Origin of the sequence: Micromonospora terminaliae (assembly GCF_009671205.1) — a bacterium.
Taxonomy (GTDB): Bacteria; Actinomycetota; Actinomycetes; order Mycobacteriales; family Micromonosporaceae; genus Micromonospora; species Micromonospora terminaliae.
This window is the reverse complement of the sequence record NZ_CP045309.1, coordinates 2,688,317-2,708,834: the sequence shown is the minus strand read 5'-3', so window position 1 is coordinate 2,708,834 and position 20,518 is coordinate 2,688,317. Positions and strand designations below refer to the sequence as shown.

At 75.2% G+C, this 20,518-nt stretch carries 20 protein-coding genes; 4 read left to right on the top strand and 16 right to left on the bottom strand.

Annotated elements, in window-relative coordinates:
* Nucleotides 1-52: 52 nt before the first annotated feature.
* Nucleotides 53-805: a L,D-transpeptidase family protein gene (locus GCE86_RS12170; protein WP_154227054.1), complete on the bottom strand. Its 753-nt coding sequence runs from the start codon at nucleotides 803-805 to the stop codon at nucleotides 53-55.
* 81 nt (nucleotides 806-886) lie between these two features.
* Nucleotides 887-1,225: a hypothetical protein gene (locus GCE86_RS12165; protein WP_154227053.1), complete on the bottom strand. Its 339-nt coding sequence runs from the start codon at nucleotides 1,223-1,225 to the stop codon at nucleotides 887-889.
* Between the two features lie 127 nt (nucleotides 1,226-1,352).
* Here GCE86_RS12165 and GCE86_RS12160 point away from each other — a divergent pair, with 127 nt between their 5' ends.
* The 3 genes from GCE86_RS12160 (at nucleotide 1,353) to GCE86_RS12150 (ending at nucleotide 4,282) form a co-directional block, all read left to right on the top strand.
* Entirely contained in the window at nucleotides 1,353-2,105 is a 753-nt protein-coding gene (locus GCE86_RS12160; protein ID WP_154227052.1) for a dienelactone hydrolase family protein, read from the top strand.
* A 54-nt stretch (nucleotides 2,106-2,159) separates the two neighbouring features.
* On the top strand, nucleotides 2,160-3,482 hold the full coding sequence (locus tag GCE86_RS12155; RefSeq protein ID WP_154227051.1) for an FUSC family protein: 1,323 nt from the start codon (nucleotides 2,160-2,162) through the stop codon (nucleotides 3,480-3,482).
* Nucleotides 3,483-3,568: 86 nt separating this feature from the next.
* Nucleotides 3,569-4,282 (top strand): RraA family protein, encoded by a 714-nt coding sequence (locus GCE86_RS12150; protein ID WP_154227050.1) that lies wholly within the window; start codon nucleotides 3,569-3,571, stop codon nucleotides 4,280-4,282.
* Between the two features lie 13 nt (nucleotides 4,283-4,295).
* On the opposite strand, the gene GCE86_RS12145 is transcribed toward GCE86_RS12150, so the two are convergent.
* From GCE86_RS12145 to GCE86_RS12080, 14 genes are all read right to left on the bottom strand, one after another.
* Nucleotides 4,296-4,922 (bottom strand): response regulator, encoded by a 627-nt coding sequence (locus tag GCE86_RS12145; protein ID WP_154227049.1) that lies wholly within the window; start codon nucleotides 4,920-4,922, stop codon nucleotides 4,296-4,298.
* Entirely contained in the window at nucleotides 4,919-6,172 is a 1,254-nt protein-coding gene (locus tag GCE86_RS12140) for a sensor histidine kinase (RefSeq protein ID WP_154227048.1), read from the bottom strand. The genes GCE86_RS12145 and GCE86_RS12140 overlap by 4 nt, the downstream gene beginning before the upstream one ends.
* Before the next feature lie 9 nt (nucleotides 6,173-6,181).
* Nucleotides 6,182-6,391 (bottom strand): abscisic acid-deficient protein Aba4 family protein, encoded by a 210-nt coding sequence (locus GCE86_RS12135; protein ID WP_154227047.1) that lies wholly within the window; start codon nucleotides 6,389-6,391, stop codon nucleotides 6,182-6,184.
* Nucleotides 6,388-7,320, bottom strand: a complete 933-nt coding sequence (locus GCE86_RS12130; protein WP_154227046.1) for a hypothetical protein — start codon at nucleotides 7,318-7,320, stop codon at nucleotides 6,388-6,390. Before GCE86_RS12130 ends, GCE86_RS12135 begins: the two co-directional genes overlap by 4 nt.
* Before the next feature lie 108 nt (nucleotides 7,321-7,428).
* Nucleotides 7,429-7,830, bottom strand: a complete 402-nt coding sequence (locus GCE86_RS12125; RefSeq protein WP_154227045.1) for a VOC family protein — start codon at nucleotides 7,828-7,830, stop codon at nucleotides 7,429-7,431.
* Between the two features lie 15 nt (nucleotides 7,831-7,845).
* Complete coding sequence (gene dinB / locus GCE86_RS12120) at nucleotides 7,846-9,033, bottom strand: DNA polymerase IV (protein WP_154227044.1); 1,188 nt, start codon at nucleotides 9,031-9,033, stop codon at nucleotides 7,846-7,848.
* A gap of 38 nt (nucleotides 9,034-9,071) precedes the next feature.
* Nucleotides 9,072-9,989, bottom strand: coding sequence for an NADP-dependent oxidoreductase (locus GCE86_RS12115; protein ID WP_154227043.1), 918 nt, complete (start codon nucleotides 9,987-9,989; stop codon nucleotides 9,072-9,074).
* Between the two features lie 27 nt (nucleotides 9,990-10,016).
* Nucleotides 10,017-10,511, bottom strand: a complete 495-nt coding sequence (locus GCE86_RS12110; RefSeq protein ID WP_154227042.1) for a DUF2231 domain-containing protein — start codon at nucleotides 10,509-10,511, stop codon at nucleotides 10,017-10,019.
* A gap of 54 nt (nucleotides 10,512-10,565) precedes the next feature.
* A complete protein-coding gene (locus GCE86_RS12105; RefSeq protein WP_154227041.1) occupies nucleotides 10,566-12,716 on the bottom strand; it encodes an amylo-alpha-1,6-glucosidase in 2,151 nt (716 codons plus the stop codon).
* 42 nt (nucleotides 12,717-12,758) lie between these two features.
* On the bottom strand, nucleotides 12,759-13,505 hold the full coding sequence (locus GCE86_RS12100; RefSeq protein ID WP_154227040.1) for an ABC transporter permease: 747 nt from the start codon (nucleotides 13,503-13,505) through the stop codon (nucleotides 12,759-12,761).
* A 60-nt stretch (nucleotides 13,506-13,565) separates the two neighbouring features.
* Nucleotides 13,566-16,754, bottom strand: coding sequence for a penicillin acylase family protein (locus GCE86_RS12095; protein ID WP_154227039.1), 3,189 nt, complete (start codon nucleotides 16,752-16,754; stop codon nucleotides 13,566-13,568).
* A gap of 194 nt (nucleotides 16,755-16,948) precedes the next feature.
* A complete protein-coding gene (locus tag GCE86_RS12090) occupies nucleotides 16,949-18,034 on the bottom strand; it encodes an endonuclease/exonuclease/phosphatase family protein (protein WP_154227038.1) in 1,086 nt (361 codons plus the stop codon).
* 96 nt (nucleotides 18,035-18,130) lie between these two features.
* Nucleotides 18,131-18,544: a VOC family protein gene (locus GCE86_RS12085; protein WP_154227037.1), complete on the bottom strand. Its 414-nt coding sequence runs from the start codon at nucleotides 18,542-18,544 to the stop codon at nucleotides 18,131-18,133.
* Nucleotides 18,545-18,701: 157 nt separating this feature from the next.
* Complete coding sequence (locus tag GCE86_RS12080) at nucleotides 18,702-19,835, bottom strand: peptidoglycan recognition protein family protein (RefSeq protein WP_154227036.1); 1,134 nt, start codon at nucleotides 19,833-19,835, stop codon at nucleotides 18,702-18,704.
* Nucleotides 19,836-20,057: 222 nt separating this feature from the next.
* On the opposite strand from GCE86_RS12080, the gene GCE86_RS12075 reads away from it, so the two are divergent.
* Nucleotides 20,058-20,501 carry a TlpA family protein disulfide reductase gene (locus GCE86_RS12075; protein ID WP_208818093.1) on the top strand — a complete coding sequence of 148 codons (444 nt, stop codon included), beginning with the start codon at nucleotides 20,058-20,060 and terminating at the stop codon, nucleotides 20,499-20,501.
* Nucleotides 20,502-20,518: the final 17 nt, after the last annotated feature.

Here is a 20,518-nt window from a genome sequence, read left to right as displayed (position 1 = left end):
CCGCAAACGACCGGCGCGGCCCCGGGCGCACCGGTGCCGCGCCGGTCGGCGGTCAGCGGTAGACGTGCACCGGGGTGCCGACGCCGATGGTGCTCCAGAGCCGGTTCATCGCCGGGACCGGCACCCGGACGCAGCCGTGGCTGGCCGGGTAGGCGGGCACCGAGGTGGCGCCGTGCACGGCGTAGCCGCGGTAGAAGTAGTTCGGCCGCCACAGCAGGCCGAGGTCACTCTGCCGCCACCCGTCGATGCGCCGTTGCATCGTCCAGTTGCCGGTGGGCGTGGGGGTGCTGGCCTTGCCGCTGGAGGCGTCCAGGATGCGCACCACCGTTCCGCCCTTGGCCAGGTAGAGCACCTGCCGGGTGAGGTTGGCCTCGACCGAGTAGCCGGCGTGGGTGTACTTCGGCTTCGGGACGACCGGCCGGTCGAGCGCGGCCCAGGTGCGCGGGCCCACGATGCCGTCCCGGACCAGGCCGTTGACCTTCTGGAAGGCGACGACCGCGTGGTGCGTCGACGGCCCGAAGATGCCGTCGACGCCGCCCACGTCGTAGCGCAGGGCGGTGAGCCGCTGCTGGAGCGTGGTGACCGCCGTCCCCCGGGAACCCTGGCGGAGGAGCGGCCGGCTCGCGGCGGCGAGCGTCCCGGCCGCGGCGGCGGGGGGCGAAGTGGCCGCGGCCGTAGCCGGAGCGGCCACGGCGGGGGCAGCCGGTACGGCCAGCCCGGCCAGCCCGACGAGGAGGGCCATCCCGAGCGCGGCGCGCGAGGCGGGACGGCGGTGGCGACTGGTGTGCGACGAGGCGGGAAGCATCGTCCCTCCCTTCCGAATTCCTGTTCAGAAGGTAATTCGCGGAAGGGGAAAAGTCCCTACTTTTGTCCGGTTGTGGCCCGGTCAGGCGACCCGGGGCGCCGGCACGCTCGGCAGGGCCACGCGCCGGGCCGTACCCGAGATGTCGCCGGTGCGCTCGACGGCCGGCTCGGCGGCCGGGGCCGTGACCTCGGCGGCGGCCGTCCCCGGCCCGGCCGCATCGTCCCCGTCGGCGGCGGCCCGGACGGCGGTGAGCAGCCCGAGCAGCCGGTCCACGTCGCCGGCGGGCAGCCGGAACGACCCGCGGCATAGCGTGCCGCTCCACAGCGACAGCACCACGGCGCCGCGGTCCGGGTGGTAGCTGACCCGCAACGTCCGGTCCTCGCCGCGCAGGTCGGTGAACAGGTCGCCGAAAGCGGGCATCGGTCGTACCTCTCCCATCAACCCAGGATGCCCGGCCGGCGCTCCCGGCGGAAGACCTCGCCGTGCCGGGCCCCGGGCGCAGGGGTAGCGTGCACCGCGGAACGCGCAGCCCAGGGAGGTCCGGACAGTGCAGACGACGACCGTGGACGTGCCGACCGCCGACGGGGTGGCCGACGCCCTTCTCGCCCGGCCCGACGGGGACGGTCCCTTCCCGGCGGTCCTGGTCTTCATGGACGCGTTCGGCCTCCGGCCCAGGATGGCCGAGATGGCCGCGACGATCGCCGCCCGCGGGTACGTCGTGCTGGTGCCGAACCTGTTCCACCGCTTCGGCCGCGCTCCGCTGGTCGACCTCTCCGGCCTGGGCGACGAGAATCGGCGCGGCGAGGTGTTCGCGAAGGTCTCGCCGATGATCGGCTCGCTGACCCCGGACGTCATCGCCCGGGACACCGCCGCCTACCTGGACTTCCTCGCCGCGCAGCCCGGCACCGCCCCCGGTCCCGCGGCGATCACCGGCTACTGCATGGGCGGCACCAACGCCCTCCGGGCCATCGAGGCGCACCCGGACCGGCTCGCGGCGGCGGCCGCCTTCCACGCCGGGCGGGTGGTCACCGACGCCCCGGACAGCCCGCACCTGGGCGTCGGCGCGGTCACCGGCGAGCTGTACTTCGGCCACGCCGACAACGACCCGTCGATGACCGCCGAGCAGATCGTCACGCTGGAGAAGGCGCTCGACGCGGCCGGTGTCACCTACCGCTCGGAGGTCTATCCCGGGGCCCGCCACGGCTACACCCAGGCCGACACCCCCATGTACGACGAGAAGGCCACCGAGCGGCACTGGGCCGCCCTGTTCGACCTGCTCGACCGCACCTTCCCGCGCTGAACCGGCGGCGGCCGGGCGGACGATTCACCCGCGTCGCTCCGGGTAAGCGCCGCCATGGCCGACGAGCGCCCCGACACCGTCCGCTCGCCGCTGGACCGGGCCGCCGAGCGGACCGGACGGGAGCTGACCGAGCTGCGCGCCGAGGGGTCCGCCGCCGGCCGGCTGCGGCTGCGCCAGCTCGAGGTCACCATCGTGATCGCGGTCCAGGCCGGGCTCGCGGCGGCGCTCGCCGCGCTGCTCGCCCAGCGCCTGCTCGGGCCCGGCGCGCACGTCTTCGCGCCCGCCGCCGCGGTCGGCACCATCGCCACCGCCATCGGCCAACGGGCCCGGCGCACCTTCGAACTGCTGGTCGGGGTGGGGCTCGGCATCGTGGTCGGCGACGTGCTGCGCGACCTGCTCGGCTCCGGGGCGTGGCAGACCGGCCTGGTGGTCACCCTGGCCATCGCGACCGCGCTGCTCGTCGCCGGGCGCGGTGGCGCCCTGGTCGGGCAGGCCGGCGGTACGGCGGTGCTGATCGCCACCCTCGCCCCCGTCCAACCGGGCCTGGAGCTGCCCCGGATCTTCGACGCGCTGGTCGGCGGCCTGGTCGGCCTCCTCGTGGTGGCGCTGCTGCTGCCGATCAACCCGCTGCGCGTGCTGGACCGGGCGACCGAGCCGATCGTCACCGGGCTCACCACCGAACTCGACGCCGTCGCCGCGGCGCTGACCAACCGGGACGCCGACGCGGCGGTCGCCGCCCTGGAGCGGATGCGGGGACTCGACGCCGACGTGGGGCGGCTCAACGACGCGCTCAGCGGGGCCGAGGAGGTGGTCACCCTCGCGCCGGTCTTCTGGCACCGGCGTGCCCGGTTCCACCGGTACGCGACGGCCGCGCGGCACCTGGAGCGGGTGATCCTCTACGCCCGCTCGGTGGCCCGCCGCTCCGCCACCGCCCTCCAGTACGGCGAACCGATCCCGCCGACCCTGGCGGACGCCGTGACCCGCCTCAGCGAGGCCGTCCGTGTCATGCGCCGCGAGTGCCGCCAGGGCGAGGGGGACCCGACGGACACCCGCCGGCTGATCCGGGAGAGCGCCGAACTGGCCGGCCGGGCGTGGGCCCAGGGGGTCCGCTCCTTCGGCGACGGCGTGATCACCGACCTGCGCACGGCCGACAGCGAGGTGCTGCGGGCCACGGGATGCGACCCGGACGACGCCAACCGGATGGTGCGCACGGCCGCCGGCGCGGGGGAGGCCGAACTGCGCCCGCCGCTGCGGGCACACATGTCGCGGCCGATCGGCCGCACCCCGCGGGCCCGGCGGTGGACCCGGCTGGCCCGGCGCGCCCGGGCCCGCCCCGACGCGTTCCGTCCGCCGACGCGCACGCCCCGCCCGAGTTGACCGGGGCGCGGGCCGGCGAGGGAACCGGAGCCACGAGCCGGGAACTGGCCCCTCCCACGGTCGCGCCCGGTGGCTAGCGTCGGCCCATGAGCATCGATCGAGCGGAGCTGTCCCGCCGGTTCGCCGCGCTGACCACCGCCCATGTCGCGGACGCCTGCCTGCGAGCCGGCGTTCCGGTGCGCTGCGCCCCGGCCGGCGTCCGGCCGGTGCTGGCCGACGGCCGGCTGGCCGGCCGGGTGCTGCCGGCACGGCACGTCGGCAGCGTCGACATCTTCCTGGAGGCCATCGACCGGGCCGCCCCCGGCGACGTGCTGGTGGTGGACAACGACGGGCGCACCGACGAGGCGTGCGTGGGCGACCTCGTGGTGCTGGAGGCGCGGGCCGCCGGCCTGGCCGGCCTGGTGGTCTGGGGCCTGCACCGGGACACCGTCGACATCCGGGCCGTCGGGCTGCCGGTGTTCAGCCTGGGCGCCACCCCCAGCGGGCCGCAGCGGCTGGACCCGCGGCCGGTCGAGGCGCTGGCCTCCGCCCAAGTCGGGCCGTGGACGGTCGACGCCGGCGACGTGGCCCTGGCCGACGAGGACGGGGTGCTGTTCGTGCCGGCCGGCCGGGTGGGCGAGCTGTTCGACCTCGCGGAGTCCATCCGGGACACCGAGCGCCGGCAGGCCGACCGGATCCGGGCCGGCGAGCCGCTGCGCGCGCAGGTCGGGTTCGGGGCCTACCTGGCGGGCCGGGCGGAGAACCCGGCGCTGACCTTCCGGGAGCACCTGCGCGCGGTGGGCGGCGCCATCGAGGAGTGAGGCCCGGTGGCCCTCAGGCGCCGCGCGCCCACAGGGCCAGGCGTACCCGGTTGGGGCTGGCGGTCTTGGTCATGAGGCTGGTGATGTGGGTCTTGACCGTGGTGACGCCGATGTGCAGCCGGTCGGCGATCTCGGTGTTGGACAGGCCCTCGGCCACTAGATCCAGCACGTCCCGCTCGCGCGCGGTCAGGCCGTCCACCGGCCGGGGCGCCTCGACGCGCGCCTGCACGGCCCGCTGGACCAGCCGCCGCAGCACCTCCGGGCTGAACGGGCTGTCCCCGGCGGCCGCCCGGCGTACGCCGTCGAGCAGGTCGGCGGGGGGTGCGTCCTTGAGCAGGAACCCGCAGGCGCCGGCGGTGAGGGCGGGGTAGAGATGGTCGTCGTCGCCGAACGTGGTGAGCACCAGCACCCGGGTCGCGGGGCGCTCGGCGAGGATCCGGCTGGTCGCGGTGATGCCGTCGACGCCGGGCATCCGCAGGTCCATCACGACCACGTCCGGCAGCAGCCGCGCGGCCAGGGTGACCGCCTCCCGGCCGTTGTCGGCCTCGCCGACCACCTCCAGGTCGGGCTGGGCGTCGCAGAGCATGCGCAGGCCGGCGCGGATGAGGTGCTGGTCGTCGACCAGCAGGACGCGGATCACGCGGGCTCCGGCGTGTGCGGGCCGGCCGGACGCGGGCGGGGTGCCGCGGGCTCCGCGGGGCGGGCCGGTGAGCCGGGCGGTGCCGGACTCCCGGCCGGCAGGACGGTCCGGACCCGCCAGCCCGCGCCGGTGGGGCCGGCCTCCAGCCGCCCGCCGAGCACCTCGACCCGCTCCCGCATCCCGGTGAGACCGTGGCCGCCGCCGGCCGGCACCGCGGCCGGGGCCGCATCCCGCCCGTCGTCCGACACCTCCCAGTGGACCGACCCGTCGACCACGGCCACGGTCAGCCGGGCCCGGGCCGTGGTGCCCGCGTGCTTGGCCACGTTCGTCAGCGCCTCCTGGGTCAGGCGCAGGACCGCCTGGCCCCGCACCGCGTCGAGCGACCCGACCGCCGGGTCGACGTCGGCCTCCACGGTGACGCCGGCCTGGCGGGCCCGGTCCACCGCCGCGTCCAGGGCCGCCGGCACCGCCGACGGCTCGATCGCGGTGAGCGCGGCGTCGCGCACCCCGTCGGGGTCGCGCAGCACCGCGACCAGGCGGCGCAGGTCGGTCAGGGCCGCCGTCCCGGTGCCGTGCACGTCGTCGAACACCTCGCTCACCCGGGGATCCAGATCCGGCAGCACGTGCCGGGCCACGCCGACCCGCAGCACCATCGAGGCCACGTGGTGCGCCACGACGTCGTGCAACTCCCGGGCGATGGCGGTGCGCTCGTCGGCGCGGGCCGCGCGGCTCTCGGACTCCCGCCGGCGCTGCTCCGCGGCGGCCCGCTCCTCGGCCTGCCGGGCCAGCTCCCGGGTGGTGCGGATGACCAGGCCGAGCAGCAGCGGCAGGCCCACCTCCACGGTCAGCCCGAAGACGCCGGACAGCACCCGCGGGACCGGGTCCCCGATGGAGTCGGTCAGGTCGACCGCGGCCAGCAGCCCGGCGGCCAGCCAGATGGTGCGGGCCCGCCCCGCCCACATCGTCAGCTCCAGCAGCGCCCAGCTGGCGCCGACCTGGTTGATCGTCGTGTCGTCCACCAGCGGAAAGGCGACCGCCAGCAGGGCGGCCTGCGCCGCGAGGTTCACCAGCGGCCGGCGGTGGCACAGCAACGCGACGGCGAACGCGGCCAGGGCCAGCGCCCACTGGGTGCCCGTCGGGACATGGTGGCCCTGGGCGCCGAAGATCAGGTAACCGAGGCCGCTGAAGTCCAGCAGCAGCATCCGCGCGAGCGTGTCCCGCGGGTCGAAGAGGCGTCCCACCCAGCCCACGACGACAGCCTAGGCGGTGCGGCCGGGAACCGGGGTGACGGCCGGCCGCTCCCGGCCGGGCGCCGGGAGCACCAGGACGGCGTAGCTCAGCAGGACCGGGGCCACGATCAGCGGCGAGCCGACGATCCGGGCCGTCCACGACCAGCGCGGGGCCAGGATCAGCAGCGCCCAGAACGGCGCGGCGACCGCGAACGTCAGGGTGAACAGCGTCCCGGTCACGCGGCCACCACCACGTCCGCGCGGCGCTGGCCGCGGACCAGGACCGCGCCGGCGGCCGTCGCCGTGGCCGCGACCAGGGCCGCCGCGACGGCCAGGGTGAGCGCGTCCGGGCGCAGCAGCGGCTGCCCGCGCAGCGCCTGCCAGGTGAGCAGCAGGGTGGCCGCGCCGTACGCCGCCCCGGCCACGAGCAGCAGGCGGGCCCGGGTCGACGCGTCCAGCCGGGCGCCGAGGAAGCGGTTGAGCAGGATCGCCAGCAGCGGCAGCGCCTGGAGGGCGTGCAGCCCGACGAAGTGCCCGATCCGCAGGTCGCCGCCGGTGGTGCTCCAGCCGACCAGCGGCAGTCCCGGCCCGCCGTCGGCCACGCCGACGCTGTGCGCCCCGCTGATCCCCTCGGCCGCCGAGTCCGGCGTGCGGGCCACCATCGGGACGGCGACCAGCATGCCGAGCAGCGACAGGCCGAGGCCGAGGCGGACGGCGTACCCGGCGACCCGGTCCGCCGTGGGCCGCAGCAGCGCCACGACGCCGATGACCAGCTGGGCCATGAACAGCACCATGATGGCCGCGCCCATCGCCGAGAACAGGGCGCCGTTCAGCGGGGTGGTGCCGTTGAAGTGGCTGGTGGTGCCGCGCAGCACCTGCGTGACGATGATGGCCATCTCCACCACGGACATCCCGACGATCAGGGTGGCCGCCCACTCGGCGACCCGGCTGCGGCGCGGCAGCAGGGTGAGCATCCAGGCGAGGGTGGTCCCGTAGAGCACGAACGAGACGGCGAACTTCAGCGGCTTGAGCCAGATCGGCGCGCCGGTGAGCACCCGCGGGTCGGCCACGACGCCGACCGCCGCGACGACGGTGAGCGCCGCCATCGCCGCGACGAAGAGCATGAGGGGGCGGTGCCAGTGGGCCGCCCGGTTCAGCATGGTGGTCATGCCTGTAGATGCTCGTGAGCGGGCCGGGCGAGCGCGCCCGACCGCGGGCCACGACGGCGGCCGCAGGTCCGGAACCCGCCTCCTACCGAGGGAGGAGGCGGCCGCGCGCTACGTGGCGTCGGCGGGCAGGGGCTGGACGAGTTGGATCGGGTTGCCGTCGGGGTCGGCCGTCCAGGCGATGAGCAGCCGGTCCAGCCAGACGTGCGGGGCGGCGAGCGCCGGCGCGCCCGCGTCGGTCAGCCTCGCGTACGCGGCCGCGGTGTCGTCGGTCCAGAGCACCACGGCGGCCCGCTGCCCGCTCGGCACCGGGTCGAGCCCGTGGTCGTCCCGGGTGGACGCCACCGAGGCGATGCCGATCCGGTAGCCGTCCAGCGTCAGGTCGACGTGGATGGGCGTGCCCTCGGCGGGCACCCGGAACGTCTCGGTGAAGCCCAGCCCGGTGTAGAAGGCGGCGGCCCGGGGCACGTCCTCGCTGAACAGGATCACCTGCGGGGTGCGGAACCTCGACACCGGGCGACCGTACCGTCAGTCGGGCAGCATCGGCATCTCGACGCCGGGGTCGCGGCCGAGCAGGACCCCGCGGGTCAGCGCCCGCGACCCGAACCGGTCCCGTACCGCGTCCACGGCGGCGTCCAGCGCCGGCCCCGGATCGGGGGTGAAGGGCAGGGTGAGCTGCACGTGCCCGCCGTCCAGGTTGCCGACGGCCACGCCGATGAGGGTGACGCCGCGGGTCTCGATCTCCGGCAGCGCCGCGCGCAACAGCGCCCGGGCGGCGGCCCGCAGCGGCCCGGTCTGCGCGGTCGGCTTCTCCAGGGTGTGCGCCCGGGTGGCCCGCGTGTAGTCGGCGAAGCGCAGCCGCAGGGTCACCGTGCGGCCGGTGCGCCGGGCCGCCCGCATCCGCCCGGTCACCCGGTCGACCAGCCCGGCCAGGACGGCGTCCAGTTCCGCGGGGGAGTGCGGCTCGCGGCCCAGCGCGTGCTGGGCGCCCATGGAGGAGCGGCGCTTGCCGACCTGCACGGCGCGCGGGTCGCGGTTGCGGGCGAGGGCGTGCAGGTGGCGGCCGGCGCCCGCGCCGAGCAGCGACACCAGGGTCGGCTCGTCGAGGCGGGCCACCTGCCCGACCGTCCGGATGCCCCGCTCGCGCAGCTTGGCGGCGGTGACCGGGCCGACGCCCCAGAGCCGCTCCACGGGCAGCGGGTGCAGGAAGGCCAGCTCGCCCTCGGGGGCGACGACCAGCAGGCCGTCCGGCTTCGCCACGCCGCTGGCCACCTTGGCGAGGAACTTCGTCCGGGCCACCCCCACGGTGATCGGCAGGCCGACCTGCCGGCGCACCTCCCGGCGCAGCTCGGCCGCGATCCCGGCGGGCGGGCCCACGAGCCGGCGCAGCCCGCCCACGTCGAGGAAGGCCTCGTCGATGCTGAGCCCCTCGACCAGCGGGGTGGTCCGCCGGAAGATCTCGAACACCGCCCGGCTGGCCGCCGTGTAGGCCGCCATCCGGGGTGGCACCACGACGGCGTCGGGGCAGAGGCGCCGGGCCAGGCGGCCGCCCATGGCGCTGCGCACCCCGCGCGCCTTGGCCTCGTAGCTGGCGGCGAGGACCACGCCGCCGCCGACGATCACCGGCCGCCCGCGCAGCCGGGGGTCGTCGCGCTGCTCGACCGAGGCGTAGAACGCGTCCAGGTCGGCGTGCAGGATGGTGGCCTCGCTCGACACGACCACATGTTCGCACAGATGTTCGAAGAGCGGGCCGATCAGGGCAGACTGACCGCGAGTTTCCCCAGCGTGCCGCGGAACTCGGTGAGCGCCCGGGGCACCTCGTCCAGCTCGTAGCGGTGTTCGACCGGCACCCGGACGCGACCGGCCTGCACGTCGTCGGCGAGCCGGTCGAGGTCGGTCCGGTCCGGCTTGGCGAGGATCGACACGGCCGCCGGGTGCTGGTCGGGCCCGAAGCCGATGGTCGACGCCAGCCGTCCGCCGGCCGCAAGCAGCCCCGCCAGCGGCGCGCCGTCGCCGGCCAGGTGCACGATGCGCGAGACGCCGTCCGGGGCGAGCGCGCGCACCTGCCCGGTCAGGTCGCCGGTGTAGTCGACCACTTCGGCGGCGCCCAGGTCCCGCACGAAGTCGGTGGCGGGGCCGGGGCGGGCGGTGGCGACGACCCGGGCCCCCGCGAGCCGGGCGTACTGCACGGCCAGCGCGCCGACCCCGCCGGTCGCCCCGGCCACCAGCACCGTGTCGCCGGGACGGACGTCCAGCGCGTCGAGTGTGTCGAGCGCGGTGGCGCCGGCCAGCCCGAGCACCCCGGCCGTGGCCAGTTCGACACCGTCCGGGACGCGGGCGATCCCGTCGGCGCCGCCCACGGTCACGTACTCGGCCCACGTGCCGTCGCCCAGGTAGGAGCGCATGAGCACCCCGAACACCGGGTCGCCGACCCGGAACTCGCTGGTGCCGCCGATCGCCTCGACCTCGCCGGCGAAGTCCTTGCCGAGCACCACCGGGTACCGGTAGTCCATCGCCCCGCGCATCGCCCCGGCCGCCGCCTTGACGTCGAAGCCGTTGATCGAGGACGCCCGTACCCGGACCAGCACCTCGTCCGGGCCGGGACTGGGCCGGGCCAGGTCGTCCCGGGCGGCCGGCGCCGCACCGTCCCGGTCGAGAGTGACCGCCTGCATCCGCTCGTCCCTTCTTCCGCGACCCGGTCAGGCGCCGCGGGCGCGGGGCCGGTGGGACAGCGAGCTCGGCGCGTTGAGACCCGCGTCGTCACTCACGCTCATCCCCAGCCGCTCGACCAGTTCGCCGCCGAGCCAGCCGGTGAACCCGGCCAGCACGATGCCGGCGAAGCTGCAGACCAGCGCACCGGCGTTCGGTTCCCAGTTCTCCGCGCCCCGGCGCAGCAGCCAGCTCACCGCGAACAGCACCAGGACGACCACGTTGCCGAGGCCGTGCACCGCGCCGACCCGCTTGGCGCGGGTGCCCGCCGGGATGGCCGACCAGTCGATCAGGCCGAACACCGCCGCCACCAGGCCGCCGATCACGCCGGCCGCGATGGTGTACGCGGCGGAGACCTGAAAGCCCGTCCGGTCGGTGATCAGGTACAGGATGTCGAAGATCACCGCGGTGGCGAGCAGTCCGAGCGGAAACACGATCAGGATGGGGTGGATGGCGTGCCCCATCGACTTCGCGCGACTCTCCATGCCGGTCCTTCCTTCTCGGCCCCAGGCGCGGCCGGTTTCCCCGTCCGGCGCGTGCTACACCTCGCGGCGGGTGAGGGCGACGGCCTGCCGGGGCGGCCGGCGCACCACCGCGAGCCGGTCGCCGCGCACCCGCACCGAAGTACGCCCGCCGCGCCGCCGCCGCACCGTGAGGTCCACCATCGCGCCACCCACCCGTACGCCCTCCAGCCGCAGGTCGGGCAGCCACTCGGGCAGGTGCGGGTCGACGAGGACCGTCCGCAGCGGCGCGGCCGGGCGCAGCGCCAGCAGGGCCTGCACGAGGGCCACCACGGCGCTGGCCGACCAGGCCTGCGGGGAGCACGAGTTGGGGTAGACCCCCGGGTGCGGGTGGGCGGCGTCCCGGGGGAGGCCGCTGAGCACCTCGGGCAGCCGGTGGTCGGCGAACAGCGCCGCGGCGCCGAACATGCCCTCGGCCAGCCGGTGCAGGTGCGGCCAGCAGCCGTACCGGGCCAGCCCCAGGCCGATGGTGCCGGCCTCCACCGGCCAGACGCTGCCGCGGTGGTAGCTGAACGGGTTGTACGCCGGGTGCTCGGCCGACAGGGTCCGCACGCCCCAGCCGCTGAACAGGTCCGGGGCGAGCAGCCGGTCGGCCACCCGTTCGGCGACCCGCGTGGGCACGATGCCCGTGGCGAGCAGGTGACCGTCGTTGGAGTTGGCCGACCGGACCGGCTGCTTGTCCGGCCCGAGCGCCATCGCGTAGCAGCCCCGGTCCGGCAGCCAGAACGCACGGTGGAACCGGCGGCGCAGCGCCCGGGCGCGGGCCAGCAGGGCGGCGGCCCGGGCCGGGTGCCCGGTCACCGTGAACACCACGGCGGCGTGCCGCAGGGCCGCGTACCAGTAGCCCTGGAGCTCGCTGCTGGCGATCGGGTTCGGCACCACCTCGCCCCGCTCGTCGACGATCGCCGTGTCCGAGTCCTTCCAGCCCTGGTTCTTGAGTCCGCGCGGGGAGCGGCAGTGGTAGTCGAGGAAGCCGTCGCCGTCCGGGTCCCCGTACCGGTCGAGCCACGCGAGCGCCCGGCTCGCGGTGGGCAGGAGGTCCCGGACCGTGGCCAGGTCGCCGGTCCAGGCCAGGTACTGGCCGAGGAACACCAGGAAGTCCGGCGCCGTGGACCAGTCGCCGTAGTACGCCGTGAAGGGGTTCAGCCCGAGCAGGGAGACCGGGCCCTGCCGGGCCTCGTGCAGCGGCTTGCCGGGTTCCTCGTCCCGCCAGTCGTCCAGGCGGCGGCCCAGGTGCTCGGCGTTGAGCCGGAGGCTGTCGGCCAGCATGGTGGGGCCCGCCAGCAGCGCCTGCCAGGAGGCGGTCATCGTGTCCCGACCGAAGATCTCCTGGTAGATGGGGAGGCCGGCGATCGGCGCCGCCGGGCCGGCCGGCTCGCCGAGCGGCAGCACGGCCAGGTCCCGCACGGCGCACCGCCAGGCCGCCGTGACGTCGAAGTTGCTGCTGGACAGCCGGGCCAGCTCGGCGTCCAGCCGCGCCCGGGCCCGGGCGGCCGGGTCGCCGGGCTCGGTGAAGGTGGCCGGGGGCGCGGGCAGCCGGTGCCCGTCGAAGACCGGCTCGACGAGCAGTTCGGCGGCGGCCCGGCCGCCCGGCGGCACAGCCAGGTCGACCGTGAACCCGCCGTCGGCGTACGCCACCGGGGCGTCGGCGCGCAGCCGGACGGCGACCGCCCGGTCCAGGCCCTCGTGCCGGTAGGTCAGCAGCAGCTCGCCGGCACCCGGATCCCACCCGGTGCGTACCTCGCCGACCTGGAGCCGCTGGCCCGCCTCGGCCTCGCTGGTGTCGGCGAAGTCCGCGTCGACCGTCACCCCGAGCCGGAACCGCAGCGGCTCGGCGGCGTAGCTCAGGACCGTGAACCGGCTGCGCAGCCCGGGACCGACGAACCGCTCGACGGTCAGGTACGCGGCCCGCGACGGCAGCACCTCCCCGTCGCCCAGCTCGGCGTAGGAGAGCTGGGCGTGCCCGCGCACGTTGGCCGTGGCGAACGGCACCGGCTCCCGGCCGTCCACGGTGATCCGCTCGCGGCTGAGCACGCGGGTGTTGCGAGCGAAGAAGCCCTGCGGGTCGGCCCCGGCGATCCGGCCGCGCACGTCGGTGACCAGGGTGCTCCACCCGCTCGCGACGTAGAGCAGGTCGGGCCGGACGCGCAGGTTGCCCACCCAGGTCATCGGCCCGCCGTTACCCCTTCGCGCCCCCGCTACACCGGGCGGTCAGGGCGCGGTGCGGGCCCGGTCCCGGACGAGCAGCTCGACCACCACGGCGATGGCCACCGCCTCCACGGCCAGCAGGGTGAGCAGGATCAGCAGCTGGGTGGCGCCCGCGCGGACCGGACCGGCCCCGCCGAGCAGCACGCCGACGAACGCGCCGGGCAGGGTGACCAGCCCGACCGTGCGGGTCTGGTCGAGCGCCGGGACGAGGGCCTGCCCGGCGGCCGGGCGGCAGATCTCCAGCGCGGCGTCGCGGGGGAGCAGCCCCAGGGCGAGCCCGGCCTCGTACTCGCCGTGCCGGCTGCGCAGCTCGTCGAGCGTGCGCCGGCCGGCCAGGCTGGTCGCGGTCATCGCCCCGCCGATGAGGATGCCGGCGGTCGGCAGCACCACGAGCGGGGTCGCCGGCAGGGCCCGGCTGGCCAGGAGCACCGCCAGGCTGGGCACCACCCCGGCCGCGACGGCCAGCGGGGCGACCCGGGCGGGCGCCTCGGCGCCGATCCGCCGGCGTGCGGTGAACCCGGCGACGGCGTACATGAGCAGCACGAACGCGGCGGTGCTCCACCAGGCGCGGAGCACCGCGACGATGACCAGCGAGACGGCGCCGAGCTGGACGGTGGCCCGGGCGGCCGCGGTCAGCACGGTGCGGGCCCGGCCGAGCCCGGTGAGCCGCAGCACGGCCGCGCCGGCCAGGGTGAGCGCGGTGAGCGCGACGACGAGGGCCGGGCCGATCGGTACGGTGCCGCCGCTCACCCGATGATCGTATGCCGGGGACCGGCCGGCGGGTGCGGTCCCGCCGGCCGGCCGCCCGGGTCACCGGCCGTAGACCTCGAACTCGTGGAGCGAGAAGCCGTACGAGGTGGCCCGCTTGACCCCGTACATCCGCACGTAGCGGGCGGTGACGGGGGTGACGGTGACGTTGTCGGTGCCGCCGTTGCCGGCCGTGGTGCTGAACACCGGCTGCCACGTGCTGCCGTCGGCGGAGACCTCGATCCGGTACGCGCTGCTGTACGCGGCCTCCCAGCGCAGCACCACCCGCGCGATGGTGCGGGCGGTTCCCAGGTCCACCCGGATCCACTGGTTGTCGTTGTAGCTGCTGGCCCAGCGGCTGCTCAGGCTGCCGTCGACCGCCTTGTCCGGGGTGTGGCTGGTGAGGAACTGGGTGCTCGACGCGGTCGCGGCGCGCCCCTGGGCCAGGTTGGTGACGTCGTCGCCGCGGCGCGCCGGGAACGAGACGACCTGCTGGTAGGTGGGGCGGTTCTGCCAGGCGATCACCGGGTGGGTGATGCCGCCGAGGCCGGACTGGGCGATGGCGTCGGCGCACCACTGGTCGCCGGCGCCGCAGGACTTGTCGCCGGGGTAGACGGTGGTGGCCGGCACCGCGGCGGCCTGCGCGAGGGTGCCGAGCAGGCCCTGCCGGCAGGCGCCGAGGTCGCCGTTGCCGCAGTACGTCCGGCCCGGCCCGCCGGCCACCGGGTCGCCGAGCACGGCCCGGATGTCCTTGTCGACGTAGCCCCACCAGCCGTACTGGAAGGAGGAGCCCTTGTGCGGCTGGCCCGCAAGGGCCCAGACGGCGCTGCCGTCGCGGCCGCCGTTCTGGCCGCCGGACGGCGCCTCGTTCACCTCGATGGCGTCCACCAGCGCCCCGTAGAGGTCGGGGCCGAGGCCGGGCCGGAACTCCGCGGCGGCCAGCAGCGGCCACCAGGCGTCGAAGATGCGGATGGCGTCGGCGTGCTGGTAGACCTTGGAGCCGGGGGCGGTCTCCACCCGGCGGGCGCCGGCCTGCTGCCAGGCCCGCAGCTTGGCCACGGCGTCGGCCGGCGCGGGATCGGTGACCGGGGCGCTGTCGAGCACTCGGAGCAGGTCGCCGAGGACCTGCTGGCCGCGCAGGTCGGTGACCGCAGCGTCGGCCATGATCCGCACGACGTCGGCCCGGCCCAGCTTGCGCTGGCCGATGGCGGCCCGCACCGGCCCGTCGAGGAGCTGGCCCCGGTGTACGGACCCGAAGCTGAAGTTGCCGTCGGCCGCGCCGAAGTCCCGGGCCTGCTTGTTGTTCCAGCTGACGTAGTAGTCCTGGTTCACCGACTGCGGGTGGGCGGCGGCCGGCGTGTAGCTGGCCGTGTTGGTGTCCGGGTTCCAGCCGACCCACTCGTTGGCCGCCTCGGCCCGGGTGGGCAGGTTGGGGTCGGCGGTGGCCGGCCGGACCGGGTTGGACCCGGAGTTGAAGTAGGCCGCCTCGGTCGAGTTGACGTAGAACCAGTTGAACGCGTAGCCGACGTTCGCGGCCGACTGCTGGAACGCCGCCGCCGAGCCCATGGCGGCCGGGTCGTTGTACGCCTGGAAGCCGATCGCCGAGTCGGCCTCGTGCCGGTAGGTCGAGCGCAGCTTCGTGAACGCGGTCGGCTGCCCGTTCACCAGCCCCCGGTAGGCGACCAGCCCGTAGCGGGTGCGCAGGGCACGCAGCGTGTACGAGCCGGCGGGAGTGGAGTCGGCCAGCGTCGGCGACCAGGAGTTGCGGTGCTCGAGGACCTCCATGGCCACGCACTGCCCGTGCCACAGGTAGCGGTTCGAGGCGACCGTCGGCGCGCTGCCGTCGGTGGTGCACAGCGGCACCGCGTACGTGTCGGTGAGGTCCTGACTGGCGGAGGTGGCGCTCCACGCGTAGTCCTGGCCCCGGCCGAGCAGCACGTAGAGGTTCAGCCCGGCGAAGGCGGCGCCCCGGGCGCTGACCCCCGGCCCCTGGAGTTCCTGGAGCATGAGCAGTTGCGGGGCGAAGTAGCCGGTCTGCGGGCCGAACACGGCGACCGGGTTGCCGGTGGTGGTGTGCCGGCCGGAGATGACAACGGCGTTGGACATGCCGTGCGACCGCAGCCCGGCGAGGCCGCTGAGCAGTCCGTCCGTGCCACCGCCGCCGGCCTTGGTGGTGGTCGCGCCGCCGGCGGGGTCGTAGGCCAGCGGCTCGGCCACGACGCTGCCGGCGTCGGGGAGCACCGCGCCGGTGGCGCCCGGCGGGGTGGCGCCGTAGGGGAAGCTCTGTCCGTCGTGGAGGGTGAGCACGGTCTCCGGGTCGTTCTGGGACCGGAACGCCTGCCAGACCCGGTCGCCCTCGGTGGCGCCGTACCTGGCCCGGGCGGCCACCTGGACCAGGGCGGACTGGATCTCGGAGCCGCCGCCCCCGCCGAACAGCCCGCCGATGACGCCGGCCGTGGCGATGAGGTCGGTCATGGTGAAGTGCGTCGGCTTGCCGGCGCCGGCCAGGACGTACTCGCCGGGGTAGTTGTCGTCGGCGATGGACTTGTCGACGTAGGCGTTGACACCGGCGATGTAGTCGGTGACGTCGTCGTAGAGCTGCTGGCCGCGGGCGCCCTTCTGGCGCAGCGCGTCGACCTGGGCCTGGAGGTCCGCCTCGGTGTAGGGCGAGTTGGCCCAGATGCTCTGCTCCAGCTCCCGGTTGCCGGGCGCGCCGCCCGCGAAGGAGGTGAGGGTGCCGCGACCGGCGTGTCGCAGCAGGTCCATGACCCAGAGCCGGTCCTGGGCCCCGGCGTACCCGGCGCCGAACATGGTGCCCGAGCGGGTCGTGCCGGTGACGTGCGGGACGCCGGTCGCCTTGTCGCGGACGATGGTGACGTCGGCGCGGGGCCGCACGGTGCTCTCCACCTGCGCGTCCGGGACGCCGAACGAGGCGTCGTTGTAGAACTGCGCGATCTGCTCGTCGGTGAGCCCGGCGTAGCCGTAGACCAGGTTCGCGTACTCGTCGAGCTGGTCGCCGGAGTGCGCCGGCCGGGTGCCGAGCGCCTGGTGGGCGAGGATCGCGGCGAGGGTGGCGTTGCCGTTCTCGCCGGGGGGCAGGATGTCGGCGCACTGGCCGAGGCAGTAGTCGCCGGGGGCGAAGGTGGTGGCGGCGAGCGCCGGTGACGGTGGGACGACCGTCAGGGCGCTCGCCGCCGCGGTGAGGGTCGCGGCCAGAGCCGCGAGCCGCTTGCGGGTGGTGGGACGGGGCATGCGGATCCTCCGGTGTGCGGAGTCGGGCCGGGACTGCGCCCGGCTACCGCTTGCCGACGTCTCGCCCTCCGCGCCCGGGCGTCACACCCGGAGGTGAGAGTGACTCATGTCTACCTCCGGGTAATGATTGATGGCGTTCCATGCGTGGGGATAGGTGGCGTTCACCAGGCGCGAATGCCGACGTTTCGGATCGGTCACGGCAACGCGAGCACGGCCTCGTGCCCCAGGTGGTCCGACGCCCACCGGCCGCCCGGGGTCCGCCGCTCGTTGCCGAAGACCTCGCTGGAAACCGGCGTCACCGCGCCGCGGACCAGCACCATGTCGATCCGGTGCTCGACGTCGTCGGCCGGCTCGGTCAGGTCGTCGCCCAGGCCGGAGGTGTAGCCGGGGTCGCCCGGGTGCAGGATCGGCCAGGTGTCGACCATCCCGCCGGCGACCAGCGCGAGGTAGGCGAGCCGGTTGTTCGGGTCGGGCAGCTCGGGCCCGCTGTTCAGGTCACCGAGGAGGATCAGCCGGCCGGGCACGCTCAGCGGGCCGCGCAGCAGCTCCTGCGCCTGCAGCAGGCGTACGCCGGGGTGGAACGCCTCCAGGTGGGTGTTGACGAACCGGAACGTGCGGCTGCCCAGCGTGGCGTCCACGGCCGTCCAGCCGCGGGTGCTCGTGGCGGTGCCGCCGGTGGCGGCGAGCGGGAAGACCAGGTTGTTGACGAAGTTGCCCGACGAGGTGGCGTTCACCTTGACCCGGCCGCCGTGCCGCACCAGGATCACGTCGCGCATGGTCAGCCGGACGTCCCGCAGGTGCGGCGCGCCGGCCGGGCCCTCCAGGTCCGCCTCGTCCCGCACCACCACGACGTCGTACCGGTGGCCGGACGCGGCCAGCTCACCCATGAGGAGGGCCAGGTAGTCGTAGCGGACCTCGGTGGCCGGGGCGGGGTCGCCGAGCGGGCCGGTGCGCCAGAGGGCCACCTCCTGGAGCCCGACCAGGTCGGGCTTGCGCTCCCGGATCTCGTCGGCGATCAGCGCCGCCCGGGACGGGAAGTCGACCAGGTCCACGTGGCTCAGCAGGGCGGCGTTGGCGGCCAGGAACGCCGGCAGGGTCGGCGCCCCGATCGACGGCGTGAGGTCGCCGCCCAGGTAGAGGTTGCGGGTCAGCACGGACACCTTGGGCCCGGCGTCCGCGTGTGCCGGCGGGGCGACGAGCCCCAGGCCGGCCACCGCGAGGGCGGCCGCGGTGGCCAGCCTGGCGAGGCGTCGGAGATGTGCGCGAAGGCTGCCGTCCATGACTTGTCGTCCTTCCCGGCGGGATCGTGATCGGCGTACGTTAACGCCGGTCACACCACCGTGGACACCGCCGTTCGGGCCACCTCCGCCCGGCGGTCAGGCCTGGGCGCCCGCGATGTTGACCATCCAGTTGATGCCGAACCGGTCGGCGCACATGCCGAACTCGTCGCCCCACATCTGCTTCTCCAGCGGGACCGCGACCGTGCCGCCCTCGGCGAGCTGCCGCCAGTAGCCGCGCAGCTCGTCGGCGTCGTCGCCGCTCAGGCTGATCGAGATGCGGGCGCCGGGCTGGTAGTCCATCTCCGGCGGCGTGTCGGAGGCCATCAGCGTGAAGCCGCGGTCGGTCTCCAGTTGTGCGTGCATGACGTTGTCGGCCACCGCCGGATCGGGGTTGCCGAACTCGCCGAAGGTGCTGAGCGTCAGCGTGCCGCCGAACACCTTCTGGTAGAACTCCATCGCCTGCCGCGCGTCGTCGCGGAAGCTGAGGTACGGGTTGAGCCGAGACGCCATTGTGCGACCCTCCTTCGTCCGTGAACGAGGGTCATCGTCGCAGGCGGGTACGACGGTCACAACGACGCGTGACCGGTGAGTCGCCGCGGGTGCGGACGGCAGCGGTGGGGGTGGCGCCGTTGCCACCCCCACCGCCTTTTTCCCCGCCGGTGCGCCGTCAGTTCTTCTGGAACGACTGACGCACCACACCCCCCACCAGGGCACACCAGGTGGTGGTGCTGACCTTGCCGTTCGGGTCGAGACCGTGCAGTTCCTGCAGGTCCTTGAGGGCCTTCTTGGTGGGGTAGTCGTACTCGCCGGTGATCGCGACGTCGGCGTAGCCCTTGGAGTTGAGCATGAACTGCACCGTCTCCACCGGGATGCCGGTGGCGTCCTTCTCCAACTCGGGCGCGAGGGTCTCCCAGGTCGGCGCCGTGAGGGTGGCGTCGATGTCGACCGGGATGCCGTTGCGCGCCTGCCAGTCCTGCACGGCCGCCACGGTGGCCGCGTCGAAGACGCCGGTGACCGGGACGGTGTAGCCGCGGAAGGTGAGCAGGCGCTGGGCGACCTGCACCACCGGGCCGCCGACGAAGCGCCAGATGTCCGGCCAGCGGCGGGCCGGCACGTCGGACAGGTGGGTGCCGAGCTTGGCGAAGACCCGGCGGCGCAGCGCCGGGAACTCCCGGTAGAACATCGCGCCGGGGCACTGCGTGGCCCGGAAGTCCCAGTGGCCGAAGATGTCGTGCGCGTGCAGGCCGTACTGCCGGCAGACGGCGGTGCAGAGCTTCACGAGCGAGTCGAGCAGCTCCTCGGGCGGCGTCTCGGTGACGTAGGTGCCCTCGTTCTCGATGCCGATGGCCCGGCCGTTCTCGCCGGGGCAGTGCGCCGAGATCATCTGCCGGTCGCCGGCCTGCAACCGTTCGAGGCTGCCGTGCCGTCCCTCCAGGACGTGGCCGCCCCGGCTGACCGTGAAGTGCTGCCCGGTGTCCGACCACCGGTTGGTGTCCATGTGCAGGTCCTGGCAGTCGCGGGCGAGCTGCTTGGCGTGTTCCTCGGAGTAGTCCGTGCTGTTCGGGAACGCCATGTGATGGACGATGATCTTGTTGGTCGCGATCGCGCTGATCGACAGCGGATCCGCCGGCGGGCGGGCGCCCCACTCGTCGCAGCTGATGATCCAGCCGAGGTCCGCGCCCGGCGCGGCCTGCGCGGCGGCCGGGAAGGCGAGTTCGCTCCCGACGACCGCCACCGCGGCGGCGCCGAGGCCGGCCCGCAGCAGGGTACGACGGTCCAGCTCGGGGTGGTCGAAGTGCATGGCATCTCCTCAATGGCCCGACGGGCGTGCGGGCATGTAAAGGAACTCCAACTGCTGCGCGCGAAGTGGAGAATATTGCCAGGATCGGCCGGTGCGCCAGAGGACAAATGCGACGACCGCCGATTCCTGGGACGCCATTCCCACCGCCGGAGTAGGCGATGTCACGTCCGGTGGCTGGGACGGCGGGGTCCGCTGCGCCGGTCGTCGTGGCAGCCTGGGACGGTGCAGCCACCCCGCCTGACCGGTCTCCTGGTGCTCGTCGCGGTGCTCGCGGCCGCCGGCGCCTTCGGCTGGTGGCATCGGCGTCGCGACGGCCGGCTGCGCGCCGTGTCCCCGGCCGGCGACGCGGCGCACCGGGCCGCGCTGGCCGCGCTCGGCGTCCGCGCCGGCGAGGTCACGCTGGTCCAGTTCTCCGCACCGGTCTGCGCGCCCTGCCGGGCCGCCCGCCGGGTGCTCGAGGACGTGGCGGGGCGGCTCGACGGGGTCACCCTGCTGGAGGTGGGCGTCGACGAGCACCTCGACCGGGCCCGCGAGCTGGACGTCTGGCGGACCCCGACGGTGCTGGTGGTGGACGCCGCCGGCCGGATCGTCCGGCGGGCCGCCGGCGTGCCGGACCGGGCGGACCTGCTCGCCGCGCTCGCCCCACTGGCCGGGGCGCGGTCGTGACCGGCGTCCGGCTGGTC